At 64.2% G+C, this 16,293-nt stretch carries 13 protein-coding genes; 8 read left to right on the forward strand and 5 right to left on the reverse strand.

Annotation, left to right across the window (positions count from 1 at the left end; genetic code table 11):
• The first annotated feature begins 70 nt into the window (after positions 1-70).
• On the forward strand, positions 71-964 hold the full coding sequence (locus tag BM315_RS03685; protein WP_244527243.1) for a DUF6279 family lipoprotein: 894 nt from the start codon (positions 71-73) through the stop codon (positions 962-964).
• On the opposite strand, the gene ung is transcribed toward BM315_RS03685, so the two are convergent.
• A complete protein-coding gene (ung, locus tag BM315_RS03690) occupies positions 936-1,628 on the reverse strand; it encodes a uracil-DNA glycosylase (protein WP_090497918.1) in 693 nt (230 codons plus the stop codon). The two genes, BM315_RS03685 and ung, sit on opposite strands and share 29 nt — an antisense overlap.
• Before the next feature lie 75 nt (positions 1,629-1,703).
• Positions 1,704-2,585, reverse strand: a complete 882-nt coding sequence (locus tag BM315_RS03695) for an AraC family transcriptional regulator (protein WP_090497922.1) — start codon at positions 2,583-2,585, stop codon at positions 1,704-1,706.
• Between the two features lie 130 nt (positions 2,586-2,715).
• Here BM315_RS03695 and BM315_RS03700 point away from each other — a divergent pair, with 130 nt between their 5' ends.
• The 6 genes from BM315_RS03700 to mmsB all read left to right on the forward strand — a co-directional run bounded on the left by BM315_RS03700 (position 2,716) and on the right by mmsB (position 9,953).
• Positions 2,716-4,224 carry a CoA-acylating methylmalonate-semialdehyde dehydrogenase gene (locus BM315_RS03700; RefSeq protein WP_090497923.1) on the forward strand — a complete coding sequence of 503 codons (1,509 nt, stop codon included), beginning with the start codon at positions 2,716-2,718 and terminating at the stop codon, positions 4,222-4,224.
• A 302-nt stretch (positions 4,225-4,526) separates the two neighbouring features.
• A complete protein-coding gene (locus BM315_RS03705; protein WP_090497925.1) occupies positions 4,527-5,774 on the forward strand; it encodes a substrate-binding protein in 1,248 nt (415 codons plus the stop codon).
• 6 nt (positions 5,775-5,780) lie between these two features.
• Positions 5,781-6,947 carry an isobutyryl-CoA dehydrogenase gene (locus BM315_RS03710; protein WP_090497927.1) on the forward strand — a complete coding sequence of 389 codons (1,167 nt, stop codon included), beginning with the start codon at positions 5,781-5,783 and terminating at the stop codon, positions 6,945-6,947.
• A 75-nt stretch (positions 6,948-7,022) separates the two neighbouring features.
• The gene (locus BM315_RS03715; protein ID WP_090497929.1) at positions 7,023-7,841 is read left to right on the forward strand and encodes an enoyl-CoA hydratase; all 819 of its coding nucleotides are present in this window, start codon (positions 7,023-7,025) and stop codon (positions 7,839-7,841) included.
• 44 nt (positions 7,842-7,885) lie between these two features.
• The gene (locus BM315_RS03720) at positions 7,886-8,989 is read left to right on the forward strand and encodes an enoyl-CoA hydratase/isomerase family protein (protein ID WP_090497931.1); all 1,104 of its coding nucleotides are present in this window, start codon (positions 7,886-7,888) and stop codon (positions 8,987-8,989) included.
• Between the two features lie 79 nt (positions 8,990-9,068).
• Entirely contained in the window at positions 9,069-9,953 is an 885-nt protein-coding gene (mmsB, locus tag BM315_RS03725; RefSeq protein WP_090497933.1) for a 3-hydroxyisobutyrate dehydrogenase, read from the forward strand.
• Between the two features lie 114 nt (positions 9,954-10,067).
• Here the strand turns inward: mmsB and BM315_RS03730 are convergent, their stop codons facing one another.
• The 3 genes from BM315_RS03730 to BM315_RS03740 form a co-directional block, all read right to left on the reverse strand.
• A complete protein-coding gene (locus tag BM315_RS03730; RefSeq protein ID WP_090497954.1) occupies positions 10,068-11,372 on the reverse strand; it encodes an HlyD family type I secretion periplasmic adaptor subunit in 1,305 nt (434 codons plus the stop codon).
• A gap of 58 nt (positions 11,373-11,430) precedes the next feature.
• Positions 11,431-13,587, reverse strand: a complete 2,157-nt coding sequence (locus tag BM315_RS03735; protein ID WP_090497935.1) for a type I secretion system permease/ATPase — start codon at positions 13,585-13,587, stop codon at positions 11,431-11,433.
• A 115-nt stretch (positions 13,588-13,702) separates the two neighbouring features.
• Positions 13,703-15,049 carry a TolC family outer membrane protein gene (locus BM315_RS03740; protein WP_090497937.1) on the reverse strand — a complete coding sequence of 449 codons (1,347 nt, stop codon included), beginning with the start codon at positions 15,047-15,049 and terminating at the stop codon, positions 13,703-13,705.
• Positions 15,050-15,384: 335 nt separating this feature from the next.
• Between BM315_RS03740 and BM315_RS03745 the strand changes: the two genes are divergently transcribed.
• Positions 15,385-16,293, forward strand: a 909-nt coding sequence (locus BM315_RS03745; RefSeq protein ID WP_170862155.1) for a retention module-containing protein, incomplete at its 3' end; no start/stop codon positions are given.

Below are 16,293 nucleotides of genomic sequence, written 5' to 3' on the forward strand. Positions count from 1 at the left end.
CAACCCCGACGCACGCGCCCTCCCTTGACCTACCCTGCAGACTCCTCCTAGAGCCGCCGAGGTCAACCCCATGACCCTGCCCCGCTGGCCCCTGATCAACAACCTGCTCCTGCTGATCGCCCTCAGCCTGCTGTTGGCCGCCTGCAGCCGGGTCGGCCTGGCCTATCGCAATCTCGACTGGCTGATCCCCTGGCGGCTGAACGATTACCTGAGCCTGAACCGCGAACAGCAGGCCTGGCTCAAGCCGCGCCTGCAGGCCCATCTGGACTGGCACTGCAGCAGCGAATTGCCGCGCTATATCGACTGGCTGCAGCGCAGCGAAGCGCTGCTCGAGCAAGCGCAGCCCAGCGCCAGCCAATTGAGCGAGCAGTTCGCCGAGCTGGATGGGGCACTCGAGCGCATCACGGGCGCAATCACCCCGACCGCCATCGAGCTGCTGCAAGGCCTCAGCCCCCGACAAGTCGCCGAGCTGTATGCCGCCATGGCTGAAGACAACCGCGAGGATAGCCAGGACTTTCTCGAACCGCCCCTGGCGGTCCAGATCAGCCAACGCGCTACGCGCATGCAGAAACGCCTGCGCCCCTGGCTCGGTCGGCTGAATGACGTGCAGCAGGCCCATATCGCCGAGTGGGCGCACAGCCTAGGTGGGCAGAATCGTCTGTGGCTGGACAACCGCCTGCGCTGGCAGACGGAATTTCGCGTGGTGCTCGATGCACGGCGCAGTGCCGACTTCCCCGCGCGCCTGACCCGTTTGCTGCAGGAGCGTGACAGCGTCTACACAGCCGACTACCGCGCCGCCTACTCACGCTCACGGCAAGCGCTGGCCGAGCTGTTCAGCGACCTGCTCGGCAGCGCCGATATCCAACAGCGCGAGCGCCTGAGCCGGCGCCTGCGCAATCTGCGTTACGAGTTTGCCGGGCAGGTCTGTGCGTCAGCTAGAGTGGCGGCAGGCGCCAGTCGATAGGGGTCATGCCGTGCTGCACGAGGAACTTGTTGCAACGGCTGAAATGGCCGTTGCCGATAAAACCGCGGTGGGCCGACAGCGGCGAGGGATGCGGCGAACACAGCACCAGGTGCTTGCTCGGGTCGATCAGGCGGGCCTTGCTCTGCGCATGCTTGCCCCAGAGCAGAAAGACCAAGTGCGGCCGCTGCTGACTGACCACCTCGATCACCCGGTCGGTAAATACCCCCCAACCCTTGTCCGCATGGGAGCCGGCGATGCCGCGCTCGACCGTCAACGAGGTGTTGAGCAACAGCACGCCCTGCTCGGCCCAGTGCTGCAGGCAACCGTGGGTGGCGATGTCGATATTCAGGTCGCGCTTGAGTTCCTTGTAGATATTCAGCAACGACGGTGGCGTCGCTACCCCCGGCTGCACCGAGAAGCACAGGCCATGGGCCTGCTCCGGGCCGTGGTAGGGGTCCTGGCCGATGATCACCACCTTGACCCGCTCCAGCGGGGTGGAGTTGAGTGCATTGAAGATCAGCGCACCGGGCGGATAGACCTCCTTGCCGGCGGCCTTCTCCTGGCGCAGGAAGTCGGCCAGCGCCTGCATGTAGGGCTTGGCGAACTCCTCGCGCAGAGCCTCTTTCCAGCCCGCTTCGAGCCTAATGTTATCGGCGGAGGTCATGCCTGGTTCCCTGGATTTGCGAACGAAGACGGCACGCTAGACAAGCCTCACAGCCAAGTCAAGGCGTTGCCCGTATCAGCCCTGGTGCAGCGCCCGGTAATGGCTGGGCGCCATGCCCACCACTTTGCGAAACAAGCGCGAGAAGTAGTAGACGTCCTCGTAGCCCAGCTGTTCGGCGACCTGGCGGATGCCCTGCTGGCCCTCGTCGAGCAGGCGGCAGGCGTGGGCCATTTTCAGCTGGATGAAATCCTGGATAGGTGCATGGCCGGTGAGGGCGCGGTAGGTCTTGGCGAAGTGAAAGCGCGACAACTTGAACTGCGCCGCCAGTTCGTCGAGATTCAGCGAGCCGTGCAGGTGGGCACGCATCACCGCCTGCACCGCATCGACGTCCAGCACCCGCCCCGATTTCAACGTGGCCCGCGCCGGCAGCACCGCCAGGGAGGCCAGCAGCGCCTGCAACTGGTGGGCGGCATAGATGAAGTGCGCCAGGTTCAGGCCCTGCTTGCGCAGATTGAGCAGCGCATCGAATTCGGCCAGCAGGCGCGGTTGCACGCCGATGCGCCAGATCGGCCCCTTGCCCAACGGGCGCAGGAACTCCGCCGCCAGTTCGCCATCGAAGTGCACCCAGTACAGCGTCCAGGGTTTGCCCGGATCCGCGCCATAGGCATGGGGGCTACCCTTGGGCAACAGCAGCAGATCGCCACCAGCGACAGCGATTCGTCCATCCCCGGTCTCCAGCCAGCCCTGACCGGCGCGGCAATAGATCAGCAGATGATCGTCCGGCAGCGGCCGCTTCATCCGGTGCCCGCCAGCCTCCGGATAAAAACCCAGCGCCAGCGGATAACAGCCACAAGCCAGTGGATGGTGGCTTAACAGGCGGCGCAGGCGCGGCGGGGTGATAAAGCGCACGCCGTTGGCCGGCAATGGCCAGTTCGATGTTTCCACCCGATCGTTCATGTGCGCTCCGACAACCCAACAACAAGATCGTCCATCCATTGACCAAGATCGTCAATCCACAAGCGCCCTTGAGCCGGCTATAACACTAGACAACGACAGGGCCTGTCCCGGGCCGGAAGTGGAGAGCGCGATGAGCAAGGTAATCCCGCAGTTGATCGAGGGCGAATGGCGCGAAAGCCATACCCGCGAATTCATCGAAGTCACCGACCCGGCGACCCAGGAAGTGCTGGCCCTGGCACCCAAAGCCACGGCCGAGGATATCGAAGCCGCCATCGCCAGTGCCAAAGCGGCGTTCCTCACCTGGCGCGAAGTGCCGGTGTCCGATCGCGCGCGGCTGATGCTGCGTTACCAGCACCTGCTCAAGGAACACCATGACGAACTGGCGCAAATCCTCGCCAAGGAAACCGGCAAGACCCTGGCCGATGCCAAGGGCGACGTCTGGCGCGGCATCGAGGTGGTCGAGCAGGCGGCCAATATCGCCAGCCTGATGATGGGCGAGACCATGGAGAACGTGGCCCGCGATATCGACACTGCCAGCTGGATCCAGCCGCTCGGCGTGTGCGTCGGCATCACCCCGTTCAACTTCCCGGCGATGATTCCGCTGTGGATGTTTCCCCTGGCCATCGCCGCCGGCAACTGCTTCATCCTCAAGCCGTCCGAACAGGACCCGATGACCCCCAACCGCCTGGCCGAGCTGTTTATCGAGGCCGGCGCGCCCAAGGGTGTGCTGCAGGTGCTGCACGGCGCCCGCGAGGTGGTCGACAGCCTGCTCACCCACCCGGATATCCGCGCTATCTCCTTCGTCGGCTCGGTACCGGTCGGCCAGCACATCTACCGCACCGGCACCGCCCACCTGAAGCGCGTGCAGGCCTTCGCCGGGGCGAAGAACCATATGGTGATCATGCCCGACGCGAACAAGCAGCAGGTGCTGAGCAACCTGGTCGGCGCCAGTTGCGGCGCCGCCGGCCAGCGCTGCATGGCGATCAGCGTGGCGGTGTTCGTCGGCGAGTCGAAACAGTGGATCGATGAGTTGCAGGCGCAGATGGCCGAGCTGCAACCCGGTTACTGGATCGACGACCACGCCGCTTTCGGCCCGCTGATCAGCCAGCAGGCCAAGCAACGGGTGCTGCGCCTGATCGCCGAAGGCAAGGCGGAAGGCGCCGAGTGCCTGCTCGACGGCTCGCACTGCGAGGTGGAGGGCTTCCCGCACGGCAACTGGCTCGGCCCGACCCTGTTCCGCGGGGTGACCAGCAAGATGGGCCTGTACCGCGAAGAGATCTTCGGCCCGGTGCTGGTGTGCATGGAGGTCGACAGCCTGGATGAGGCCATCGCCCTGGTCAACGCCAGCCCCTACGGCAACGGCACCAGTATCTTCACCCGCGCAGGCGGCGCCGCGCGGCACTACCAGCATGCGGTGAACGTCGGCCAGGTCGGGATCAACGTGGCGATTCCGGTACCGCTGCCGTTCTTCTCCTTCACCGGCTGGAAAGGCTCGTTCTACGGCGACCTGCACGCCTACGGTAAACAGGCGGTGCGTTTCTACAGCGAGACCAAGACCGTCACCAGCCGCTGGTTCGAGGAAGACGTCGTGGCCACCGGAGCGCCGGCCGGAGCGAACATGACCATTCACCTGAAATGAGAGCGGCTTAACAACGTCGACAGGCCGCTGAAAAATGTAGCGAGCGATGGCCAGGCAAGGCGAAATCAGGCGAGGCCGCGGAGTGTACGAGTTGTACATGAGCAGGCCGAGCCTGATTTACTCACTTCGCTCGCCCTTCGGGCCAGCCTTCGGCTGTTACTCCGCTTCGCTACGTTGCAACGCAGCATGGCCGAGCGCAGTAGTTTTTCAGCGGTCTGTTAGACCAATAGACGATCTCGACAATTAGTCTAACCGCGTAAAAAGTTCTCCTGGTTCCAACAAAAAGAACAAGGAGAGCTGCCATGCAACGACTGACTGCCACCCTGGCCCTGTGGGCCGGATTAACCGCCTGCGCGCAGGCCGCCGAGCCGATCACCCTCGGTCTCAATTACCCGCGCACCGGCCCCTATAAGGAAGAAGGATTGGCCCAGATGCGCGGCGCCTTGCTGGCCATCGACGAACTCAACGCCCAGGGCGGAGTGCTCGGCCGCCCGCTGCGCCTGTCCAGCCGCGATAGCGCCTCGCGTCCGGCCAAGGCCGAGCGCAATGTCGACAAGCTGGCCAACGAGGGCGCGGCCATGCTGTTCGGTGGCTCGTCCAGCGCGGTGGCGATCGCCGCCGGCCAGCGCGCGGCCAAGCACGGCCTGTTGTACTTCGGCACCCTCACCTACTCCAACGACACCACCGGCAAGCATGCCCACCGCTATATGTTCCGCGAGTGCAACAACGCCTGGATGAGCGCCCGGGTGCTCGGCCAGTACCTGAACAAGCACCTGCCGGAGCAACGCTATTTCTACGTGACCTCCGACTACACCTGGGGCCACACCACCGAAGACTCGCTGCGCCAGAGCACCGGCAGCGCGGACAGCGGCAAACATCCCGGCCTCAAGGTGCCTTTCCCCGGCGCGCGCCTGGCCGATTACAGGGATGTGCTGAGCCAGGCCGCGGCGAGCAATGCCCAGGTGCTGGCCCTGGTGCTGTTCGGCGAAGACCTGGTGCGGGCCATGCGCATCGCCAAGGACCTCGGTCTGACCGAACGCATGCAGATTGTGGCGCCCAACCTGACCCAAAGCATGGTCGAGCAGGCCGGCCCCGGACTGATGCAAGGGGTGCTCGGCACCGAGCCCTGGACCTGGCGCGTGCCTAAACTGGAGCAATCCACCCAAGGCGAAGCCTTCGTCAAAGCCTTCAGCCAGCGCTATGCGCTCTACCCGTCCAGCTCCGCCGCCTCGGCCTACAGCATCGTCTATCAATGGGCCGATGCCGCGCAGCGGGCCAAGAGCCTGGACAGCGAAGCCCTGATCAAGGCCCTGGAAGGTCACCGTTACCAGCTACTCAAGGGCCCGCAAGAGTGGCGCGCCTTCGATCACCAGAACCTGCAGACGGTATATGCCGTCAAAGTGAAAGCGCGCAGCGACGTGCTCAAGGATCCGCTGAAACAGGACTACTTTGAAATCGTCGATCGTCTCGACGCCAGCCAGGCGACGCCCAGCCTGGCCGAATGGCAGGCCGAACGACGCGCCGCCGGGCAACCCCTGACCCTGCAATGAGGACTTATGGATTTTGAACTCAGCGATGAACAACGCCTGCTGGTCGACAGCGCCCGCGCTTTCGCCAGCCGTGAACTGGCGCCCCACGCCGCCGACTGGGACCGCGACCACCAGTTCCCGCTCGAGGTGATCAGGCGTGCCGGCGAACAGGGCTATCTGGCCCTCTACCTCAAGGACGACGACGGCGGCCTGGGCCTGTCACGGCTGTCCGCCGCGCTGATTTTCGAGCAACTGGCCGCCGGTTGCGTGGCCACCACGGCCTTTCTCACCATCCACAACATGGCGACCTGGATGCTCGCCAGCTTCGCCGAGCAGGCGCTCAAGGACCAGTGGCTGCCCGGTCTGGTCAGCGGCGAACTGCTCGCCTCCTACTGCCTGACCGAGCCGGATGCCGGTTCCGACGCGGCGCACCTGCGTACCCGGGCCAGACGCGACGGCGACGATTATGTGCTCGATGGCAGCAAGTGCTTTATCTCCGGCGCCGGTGCGACCGAGGTGCTGATCGTCATGGCGCGCAGCGGCGAGGACAGCGGCGCCAAGGGGATTTCCTGCTTCCTGGTGCCGGCCGATGCCGCCGGGGTGAAGTACGGGCGCAACGAACTGAAGATGGGCTGGCGCGCCCAGCCGACCCGCACCATCACCTTCGAGGGGGTGCGCATCCCCGCCGGCAACCGCATCGGCCCCGAGGGCCAGGGCTTCGTCTATGCCATGAAGGGCCTGGACGGCGGCCGCATCAACATTGCCAGTTGTTCGCTCGGTGCGGCCCAGGCGGCGCTGGAACAATCGCTGCGCTACGTCGAGGAACGCAAACAGTTCGGCAAACCGCTGAGCGAGTTCCAGGCCCTGCAATTCAAGCTGGCCGACATGCTCACCGACCTCACGGCCAGCCGGCAGATGGTGCGTCTGGCCGCGCACAAGCTGGATCGGGGCCACGCCGAGGCCAGCCTGTACTGCGCCATGGCCAAGCGCTTCGCCACCGATCACTGTTTTACCCTGTGCAACGATGCGCTGCAGCTGCATGGCGGCTACGGTTATCTTAACGACTACCCGTTGGAACGCTGGGTGCGCGACAGCCGCGTGCACCAGATCCTCGAAGGCACCAACGAGATCATGCGGGTGATCATCGCCCGCCGCCTGCTCGAGCAGGGCGGCATGCTTGATCGCTTGCTGTAGGGTGTGCCATGCGTACCACGCGCCTTGGTGCGCACGGCGCACCCTACGCGCCCATCCAATGACACGAGGATTTTTATGAGCCACGCCATCGAACCCTATCATCCCGGTGTTTTCGACCTGACCCACAAGATCACCGTGGAGAAACACGGCCACACCGCGCTGATCACCATCAACCACCCACCAGCCAACACCTGGGACCGCGAATCGCTGATCGGCCTCAAGCAACTGATCGAGCACCTCAACCGCGACGACGACATCTACGCCCTGGTGGTGACTGGCCAGGGCGGCAAGTTCTTCAGCGCCGGCGCCGACCTCAACCTGTTCGCCGACGGCGACAAGGCCCGCGCCCGGGAGATGGCCCGACGCTTCGGCGAAGCCTTCGAGGCGTTACGCGACTTTCGCGGCGTATCGATCGCCGCGATCAACGGCTACGCCATGGGTGGCGGTCTAGAGTGCGCCCTGGCCTGCGACCTGCGCATCGCCGAACGCCAGGCCCAGATGGCTCTGCCGGAAGCCGCGGTGGGCCTGCTGCCCTGCGCCGGCGGCACCCAACACCTGGCCTGGCTGGTCGGTGAGGGCTGGGCCAAGCGCATGATCCTCTGCGGCGAGCGCATCGACGCCGAAACCGCCCTGCGCATCGGTCTGGTCGAACAAGTGGTCGACAGCGGCGAGGCGCGCGGCCATGCCCTGCTGCTGGCGGCCAAAGTCGCGCGGCAGAGCCCGGTGGCGGTACGCACCATCAAACCGCTGATCCAGGGCGCCCGTGAGCGCAGCCCGAGCACCTGGCTGAGCGAGGAGCGCGAGCGCTTCATCGACCTGTTCGACGCCGACGATACCCACGAAGGGGTGAATGCCTTCCTGGAGAAACGCGAACCGCACTGGCGCAACAAATAAACCTATTCCCGTAGGGTGCGCCCTGCGCACCAGGAACCCGCAACATGAATGTGATTTTCGAAGAACTCCACAGCCTGCATGGTTTCCGCATCGGCATCGCCAGCCTGGATGCAGAAAAAAGCCTGAACGCCCTGAGCCTGCCGATGATCGAGGCATTGGATGCCAAACTCGCGGCCTGGGCGGATGACCCGGCCATCGCCTGCGTGCTGCTGCGCGGCAACGGCGCAAAAGCCTTCTGCGCCGGCGGTGACGTGGTGCAACTGGTGCAGCAGTGCCGCCAACACCCCGGTGAAGTGCCTCCGCTGGCGCGGCGCTTCTTCGCCGACGAATACCGCCTCGACCACCGCATCCACAGCTACCCGAAACCCCTGATCTGCTGGGCCCACGGCCATGTGCTGGGCGGCGGCATGGGCCTGATGCAGGGTGCAGGGGTGCGCATCGTCACCCCGTCGAGCCGCCTGGGCATGCCGGAAATCAATATCGGCCTGTACCCGGATGTCGGCGGCAGCTGGTTCCTCGCCCGCCTGCCGGGCAAGCTCGGCCTGTTCCTCGGCCTCACCGCCAGCAGCGTCAACGCCCGCGATGCCCTGGACCTGGACCTGGCCGACCGCTTCCTGCTCGACAACCAGCAGGACGCCCTGCTCGAAGGCCTGGTGCAACTGAACTGGCAGGAACAACCGCAGCGACAACTGCACAGCCTGCTCAAGGCGCTGGAACACGAGGCTCACGGCGAACTGCCGAAGGCCCAATGGCTGCCGCGCCGCGAACGCATCGACGCACTGCTCGATCAGGCCGACCTGCCCAGCGCCTGGCGCGCCCTCACCGCCCTGCACGACAACAGCGACCCGCTGCTGGCGCGCGCCGCCAAGACCCTGGCCGGCGGCTGCCCGCTGAGCGCACACCTGGTCTGGCAGCAGATCGCCCGTGCCCGCCACCTGTCGCTGGCCCAGGTATTCCGGATGGAGTACGCCATGAGCCTGAACTGCTGCCGCCACCCGGAACTCGCCGAAGGCGTGCGCGCACGCCTGATCGACAAGGACCAAACCCCTCACTGGCACTGGCCGGATGTGGCGAGCATCCCCACCGAGGTGATCGAGGCGCACTTCGCCGCAACCTGGGAAGGCGAGCATCCGCTGGCCGATTTGTAACCAGCTGTAGGGTGCGCTGTGCGCACCACCCCATGGACGCCCGGTGCGCACGGCGCACCCTACGAGGAGAACAATAACCATGACCCAGATTGCCTTTATCGGCCTCGGCCATATGGGCCTGCCCATGGCCCGCAACCTGCTCAAGGCCGGCTTCAAACTCAAGGTCTTCGACCTGGTCCAGGCCGCCATCGACGAACTGGCCAAGGAAGGTGCGCAAGCCGCCAGCAGCGCTGCCGACGCCGTGCAAGGCGCCAACGTGGTGATCAGCATGCTGCCGGCCAGCCGCCATGTCGAAGGCCTGTACCTGGGCGACGCCGGCCTGCTCCACCTGCTCACCCCCGGCACCCTGGTCCTGGAGTGCTCGACCATCGCCCCGGAATCCGCGCGCAAGGTGCACAAAGCCGCTGCCGGGCGTGGCCTGGAGATGCTCGACGCTCCAGTTTCCGGCGGCACCGCCGGCGCCGCGGCCGGCACCCTGACCTTTATGATCGGCGGCGCAGCGGCCACCCTGGAAAAAGCCCGGCCGATCTTCGCCGCCATGGGCAAGAACATCTTCCACGCCGGCCCGGATGGCGCCGGCCAAGTGGCCAAGGTGTGCAACAACCAGGTGCTGGCGGTGCAGATGATCGCCACCGCCGAAGCCATGGCCCTGGGCGTGGCCAACGGCCTGGAGCCGGCAGTGCTGGCCGAGATCATGCGCCAGAGTTCCGGCGGCAACTGGACCCTGGAAAAATACAACCCCTGGCCAGGAGTGATGGAGAATGCGCCGGCCTCCAAGGGTTATACAGGAGGATTCATGGCCGAATTGATGGCCAAGGACCTCGGCCTGGCCCAGGAAGCCGCGCAGGTCACCGCCAGCAGCACTCCGATGGGCGCCCTGGCCCTGCAGATCTATCGCCTGCTGCTCAAGCAGGGCAAGGGCCAGCAGGATTTCTCGGTGGTGCAGCAATTGTTCGTCGAGTAAGAGCGGGCCATGCCCGCGAACCCCCAACCGCGGCCAAGGACTGGGCGGTCCCGTCGCTTCTACAGAGAGCCCACTGGCATCTGGTGCGCACGGCGCACCCTACGCGGGCAGGCATCAGCGCTCGCGCAAGGCCTCGGCACGGGCGCGGATGATCGGTTTGAGCAGGTAGCTGAGTACGCTCTTCTTGCCGGTGATGATGTCTACCGAGGCAACCATGCCGGGGATGATCAGCAGCGGATGCTCTGCGCTGCCCAGGTGGCTCTTGTCGGTGCGCAGCTTGATCACGTAGAAGCTGTTGCCCTCATCGTCGGTCACGGTGTCCGCGCCAATCTGCTCCAGCTTGGCCTTGAGGCCGCCGTAGATGGTGTAGTCATAGGCGGTGAACTTGACTATGGCCTCCTGCCCCGGATGCAGGAAGGCGATGTCCTGCGGGCGGATGCGTGTCTCCACCAGCAGGGTGTCGTCCAGCGGCACTATCTCCACCAGGTCGCTGCCCGGCTGGATCACCCCGCCGATGGTGTTGACCAGCAGCAGCTTGACGATACCGCGTACCGGCGAGGTGACCAGGGTACGGTTGACCCGGTCCTTCAGCGCCTTGCCGGTCGACTGGATCTTGCTCAGGTCGGTGCGCGCCTCGTTCAGCTGGGTCAGCGCATCGCTGCGAAAACGCCCACGGGTCTCGTCGATCTTGCGCTCGACCTCCTTGATCGCGGCCTCGGCCCGCGGCATCGCCAGGGTCGTGGCCTGCAACTGGCCGCGGCTCTCCACCTCGGCGCGCTTCAAGCGCAGCACTTCCACCGGGGAAATCGCCCCCTCGGCCACCAGTGGCTCGGACATGCGAATTTCCTGGCGCAACAGCTCCAGGCTGTTGCGAAACTGGCTCTGCTTGGAAGCAAACTCGCGCAACTCCTGACGACGCTGGGTCAGCTGCTCCTCCAGCCCGGCAACCTCGTCCAGCAGCTGCTGGCGCCGACTGTTGAACAACTGCTCCTCGTTCTCGGACTGTCGCGGTACTTTTTCGCGTACTTCGTCGGCCACCAGCAATTCGCGGCCCTGGACTTCCGCGCTGAGGCGTTCGACCCGCAGCAGCAGGGCCAGGCGATCGGCCTCGGTCTCGCCGACGTTGGAAGCGAAACGGGTGTCGTCCAGACGCAGCAGCGGATCGCCGATATTGACGATCTGCCCCTCGCGGACGAACAGTTCGGAAACGATACCGCCTTCCAGGTTCTGGATTTTCTGCAGGCGCGAGGAAGGAATCGCCTTGCCATCGCCACGGGTCACTTCGTCAACCACGGCGAAATGCGCCCACAGCAAACAGAAGGCAACGAATGCAAGCAGGCCCCAGATGGTCAGGCGAATGACCCTGGGCGCATCCTCGATCAGCGCCTTGCTGACCTCCGGCAGCGGTTCGTCGCCCATGCCGTCATGGCTGCCGAAATACGCGGCAACGGCCTGACCCAGGCTCTTCTCGGGCGCTTTAGCTGACACTGATCTGCCCCTTCTTCAGCGCTTCCATCACGCTACCTTTTGGCCCGTCGGCGATGACCTGCCCGCGGTCGACGATAATCAAACGGTCGACCAGGCTGAGCATGGAGGCACGGTGGGTAACCAGCAGCAGGGTCTTGCTGCCGATAACGGCCGCCAAACGCTGCTTGAGGCGCTCTTCGCCGGTGTTGTCCATGGCGCTGGTCGGCTCGTCGAACAGCAGGATTTGCGGGTCGAGCAACAGCGCCCGGGCCAGGGCCACGTTCTGTCGCTGCCCACCGGAAAGATTCTGCCCGCGCTCGCCGACCTGCAGCTCGTAGCCCTTGGGATGCAGCCGCACGAACTCGTGCACCCCGGCCAGCTCGGAGGCCTGCAACACCAGTTCATCCTCCACGTAGCGCGCGCCCACCGCCAGGTTGTCGCGCAGCGTGCCGGAAAACAGCTGGATATCCTGGGGCACGTAGCCGATGTTGTGGCGCAGATCGCTGACATCCAGCTGGCGCACATCGACGCCATCGACCAGCAGGCTGCCGGCATCCGGCTGATACAGGCCGACGATCAGCTTGGCCAGCGAACTCTTGCCCGAGCCGCTGCGGCCGATGATGCCGATCTTCTCGCCGGGTCGCACCACCAGGTTAATGTTCTGCAGGGCGGCCTGCTGCTGATCCGGATAATGGAAATCCAGCTGACGGAACTCGATGGCGCCCTGCAAGGCCTGACGCTTGAGCGGCCGCTCCTCTTCCTGGCGCTCCTGCGGCAGGCTCATCATCTGGTTGACCGAATCGAGGGTCACGCGCGCCTGCTGGTAGCGGGTCAGCAGGCCGGATAATTGGGTCAGCGGACCGAGCGCACGACTGCTGAGCATGTAGCAGGCGATCAGACCGCCCATGCTCAGCCGGCCGTCGATGATCTGGTAAACCCCGAAGACGATGACGATCACGCCGGCCAGTTGCTGCAGCAGCATGGTCGCATTCATCGCCAGGCTGGAGAGCATGCGCGCGCGCAACTCCAGGCGACTGAGGGTGCCGATGGTCTGCTCCCACAGATACTGGCGCTCGCTCTCGGCATTATTGACCTTGACCGCATCCAGGCCGGCGAGGCTCTCAATCAGGCTCGACTGCCGCTCGGCCGCCAGCGCCATGGTGCGTTCCATGGTTTCCGCCAGGGGTCGCTGCAACGCCCAGCCGATCAGGGCAACCAGTGGAAAGGCCAATACCGGAATCCACACCAGGTGGCCGCCGATCATGGCGATCACCGCCAGAATCAACAGGGTGAACGGCAGGTCGATCACGCTGGCCAGGGTCAGCGAGGCGAGGAAGTCGCGCAGGCTCTGAAATTCGTGGATGTTCTGGGCGAAGCTGCCGACCCGCGCCGGACGGAACTTCATGGCCATGCCGACGACCCGCTCAAACAGCGTCGCCGAAATGATCAGGTCGGTCTTCTTGCCGGCCAGATCCAGGCACAGGCCGCGCAGGGTCTTGAGCAACAGATCGAACAGATACACGCCACAGATACCGATCGCCAACACCCAGAGCGTGGCTTCCGCCTGGTTGGGCACCACCCGGTCGTAGACATTCATGACGAACAGCGGCGTGGCCAGACCGATCAGGCTGATCAGGAAACTGGCCGCGATAGCGTCTATATAGAGCCAGCGGGAACGTTTGAGGGTGTCGCGAAACCAGGATGTCGCCCGCGGAATCAGCTCGCCGCGGTTGAAGTCGAACTTGTGCAGCGGCTGGGCGAAGAACACCTGGCCACTGTAATCCTCCTCCAGCATCTCGGCACTGACGAGGACCTCGCCACCCTCGCTCTCGCTGGGCATGACCCGCGCACGGCCCTGCTCGTCCCAACCGAGCAATACCGCGCTGCGACCTTCACGCAGCAACAGCAGAGCCGGCATGGCCAAGGCAGGGATTTGTCGCAAGCCGCGGCGCAACCAACGCCCTTGCAAGCCGGCGCGAGCCGCCGCACGGGGCAGCAACTCGACACTCAGGCGCTGCTCAGGCAGGGGCAAGCCGGCCGTGAGCATGGCGCGGCTGACCGACTTCTGGTGCAAACCGCACAGCGACAGCAGGCTGTCGAGCAATGGATCATCGTAGCGGTCGCGTGGATCGCTACGGGTCGGGGCCTGACTGAGGTCTACTGCCACAAAGATTCACTCATGCACGGAGAAAAGCCGCTGTCAGAGGCTGTGAAAATATCGAGCGCCGTCGCGAGAAGCGACCCCAGGCGTTCGCGGCAGACGGGGGCTTTTTCACAACCGCTCAATTCAGGCCCGGCAGTGTCACCTCGGCCTTCACCACATCCAGCGGTGCCGCAGCCATGGGTGCAACTACACCTTGGCTTTGCAGCAGGGAGCCCATGGTCGCCTTGATCCGGTATTGAGTAAACAGTTCCGTGTAACGCACCTCTTCCAGGCGGCGCGCAGCGGTGAATAATTCGTTCTCGCTGTCGAGCAGGTCGAGCAAGGTCCGCTCGCCCAGGCCGAACTGCTTCTGGTAGGAGTCGCGCACCCGGCTGCTGTAGTCGACATATTGCTGAGCGATCGGCAATTGCTGACGCGCATTCTCCAGGGCATTCCAGGCCAGGCCGAGGTCTTCGCTCAGGACGCGCAAGGCGTTGTTGCGAATATCCATGGCCTGATTGACCTGGTGCGCCTTGGACTGCAGGTCGGCCTTGTTGCTACCGCCAGCGAACAGGTTGTAACGCATGCGCAGCATCGCCTGCCATTCATTGCTGTGGCCGGGCACGCCGTCGATATTGTTGTCGACGCCCTGCGACAGCTCGGCGTCGAAACGCGGGTAGAAAGTCGACTTGGCCGCTTCATACTGCTGCTCGCTGGCCTGGACATCGGCCTGGGCCGAACTCAGAAACGGGTTATTCGTCAGCAATTCCTCGCGGGCGGCCTGCAGGTTTTCCGGCAAACGCCCCGGCAACCCTTGCGGCATGCTCAGCTCGCTGGGGTCGCGGCCAACCACACTGTAATAATTGACCTGCGCATCGGCCAGATTGGTCTGCTCGGTGATCAGGTTGTTACGCGCCTGGGCCAGACGTGCCTCGGCCTGATCGAGATCGGCCATGCGCCCTACCCCACGCTCACTGCGCAACGAAATCTGGTCGTAAATACGCTCGTGGCTACGCAGGTTGTCCTCCGCCAGCCGAACCATCTCGCGACGCTTGAGCACCTCCAGATAGACCTCCGCCACAGTCAGCGCAGTGCGTTCGGAGGTGCCCAGCAGCTCGTAGGCACGGGCATTCACGGTAGCCCGCTGACGCCCGACTTCGCTGCTGGTGGCAAAGCCGTCGAATAGCATCTGCTGCAAACGCAGACTCGACTCGCCGCGAGTCAGGGTGTTGTATTCGTGCCCCTCGACAGCACGCGTGCCGGGGCTGTCGGTGCCTTCACGTCCATAACCGGCAAGCAGGTCGACCTGCGGCAGATAACCGCCCTTGGCGGCTTTCATCTGCTCCTCAACCGACAGACGTGCATTGATCCCCGCCTGGATTTCCGGATGCACCTCAAGCGCGCTCTGCATGGCTTCGTTAAGGGTTTGGCCGGTGGCCGACAGGGAGATCGCCATGGCAAGGGGAACAAGGGCAAAAAAACGCATTGGAGGTTAGATTCCTTTCAAGGCTGAGGAGCAGGCGGCGTCCCAGACAGGGGCACGAGTCGCTGTACGGCAATCCAGTCAAGCAAGTCACGCATACCCCTTGTTCAAGGCGACAAGGGCGACATGAAAACTGAATCAATATCAAAGTGACATCAACGATAGCGAGTGTGTATTATCGCGAAAGAGCGGTCAATAGTTTGGCACGGAACCAGATTCATTTAGAGCAAGGACGGTTTATTGTCGTCAATTAAATGACGAGCCACCTTAACTCTATCCTGATCTCTGCCACATCAATCCAAGGATCACACCACGCCCTGGGCGTCTGGAGCTTACGCATGAGCAATCTTGTCGCTGTCATTAAAAGTCTTGTGGGCCAAGTATTCGTTGTCTCCCTCGATGGCCTGAAGCGGCAAGTGTTCGAAGGTGAACGCCTGTTCCAGGGCGACCAGGTGGTAACCGCCTCGGGCGGCTCGGCAACCCTCGAACTGGCCAATGGTGATGTGATCGATATCGCGGCCAACGGCAATTGGCAAACGGCCGCGGCCCAAGCCCCGGAACAGGCCCAGACAACGCAAGCGCCCGCCTCCGAACTGGAACAAGCCATCGCCGCCGGCTTCGACCCGACAGCCGACCTCGAACCCACCGCCGCGGGCCCGGGCGCAACGGGTGCGACCGGCGGAGCGCCGGGTGGTGGCCATAGCTTCGTGATGCTGGATGAGACGGGCGAACAACTCGATCCGACGGTTGGCTTTGAGACTGAAGGCTTGGGCTTTACTTCGTCATCGTTTGTAGAGGAAGAGTCTCTAGCGCCTACTGAAGCACTCGAGGCTGCCAACACCGCCCCCGTGGCACTGGCAGACGGCTTCAGCGTAAACGAAGACGGCAGCATCAGCATCGATGTGCTGAGCAACGACACCGACCTGGATGGTGACACCCTGACCATCACCGCCGTCGACGGCCAGTCCATTGCCGAAGGTGATTCCGTCAACGTCAGTAATGGCTCGGTGACCCTGACTAATGGCCAACTGGTATTCACCCCAGCCACCAACTACAACGGCCCAGCCAGTTTTTCCTACACCGTCAGCGATGGTGTATTGACCAGTACCGCGACAGTTAGCGGCACGGTAGCGGCGGTTAACGATGCACCGACAGCAGTCGCCGACAGCCTCACCGCTGTTGAAGACACCGAAGTCACCTACTCCGCAGCTGACCTGCTGGGCAATGACAGCGACATCGATGGCGAT

It is taken from the genome of Pseudomonas borbori, assembly GCF_900115555.1.
In the GTDB taxonomy this organism is placed as follows: Bacteria; Pseudomonadota; Gammaproteobacteria; order Pseudomonadales; family Pseudomonadaceae; genus Aquipseudomonas; species Aquipseudomonas borbori.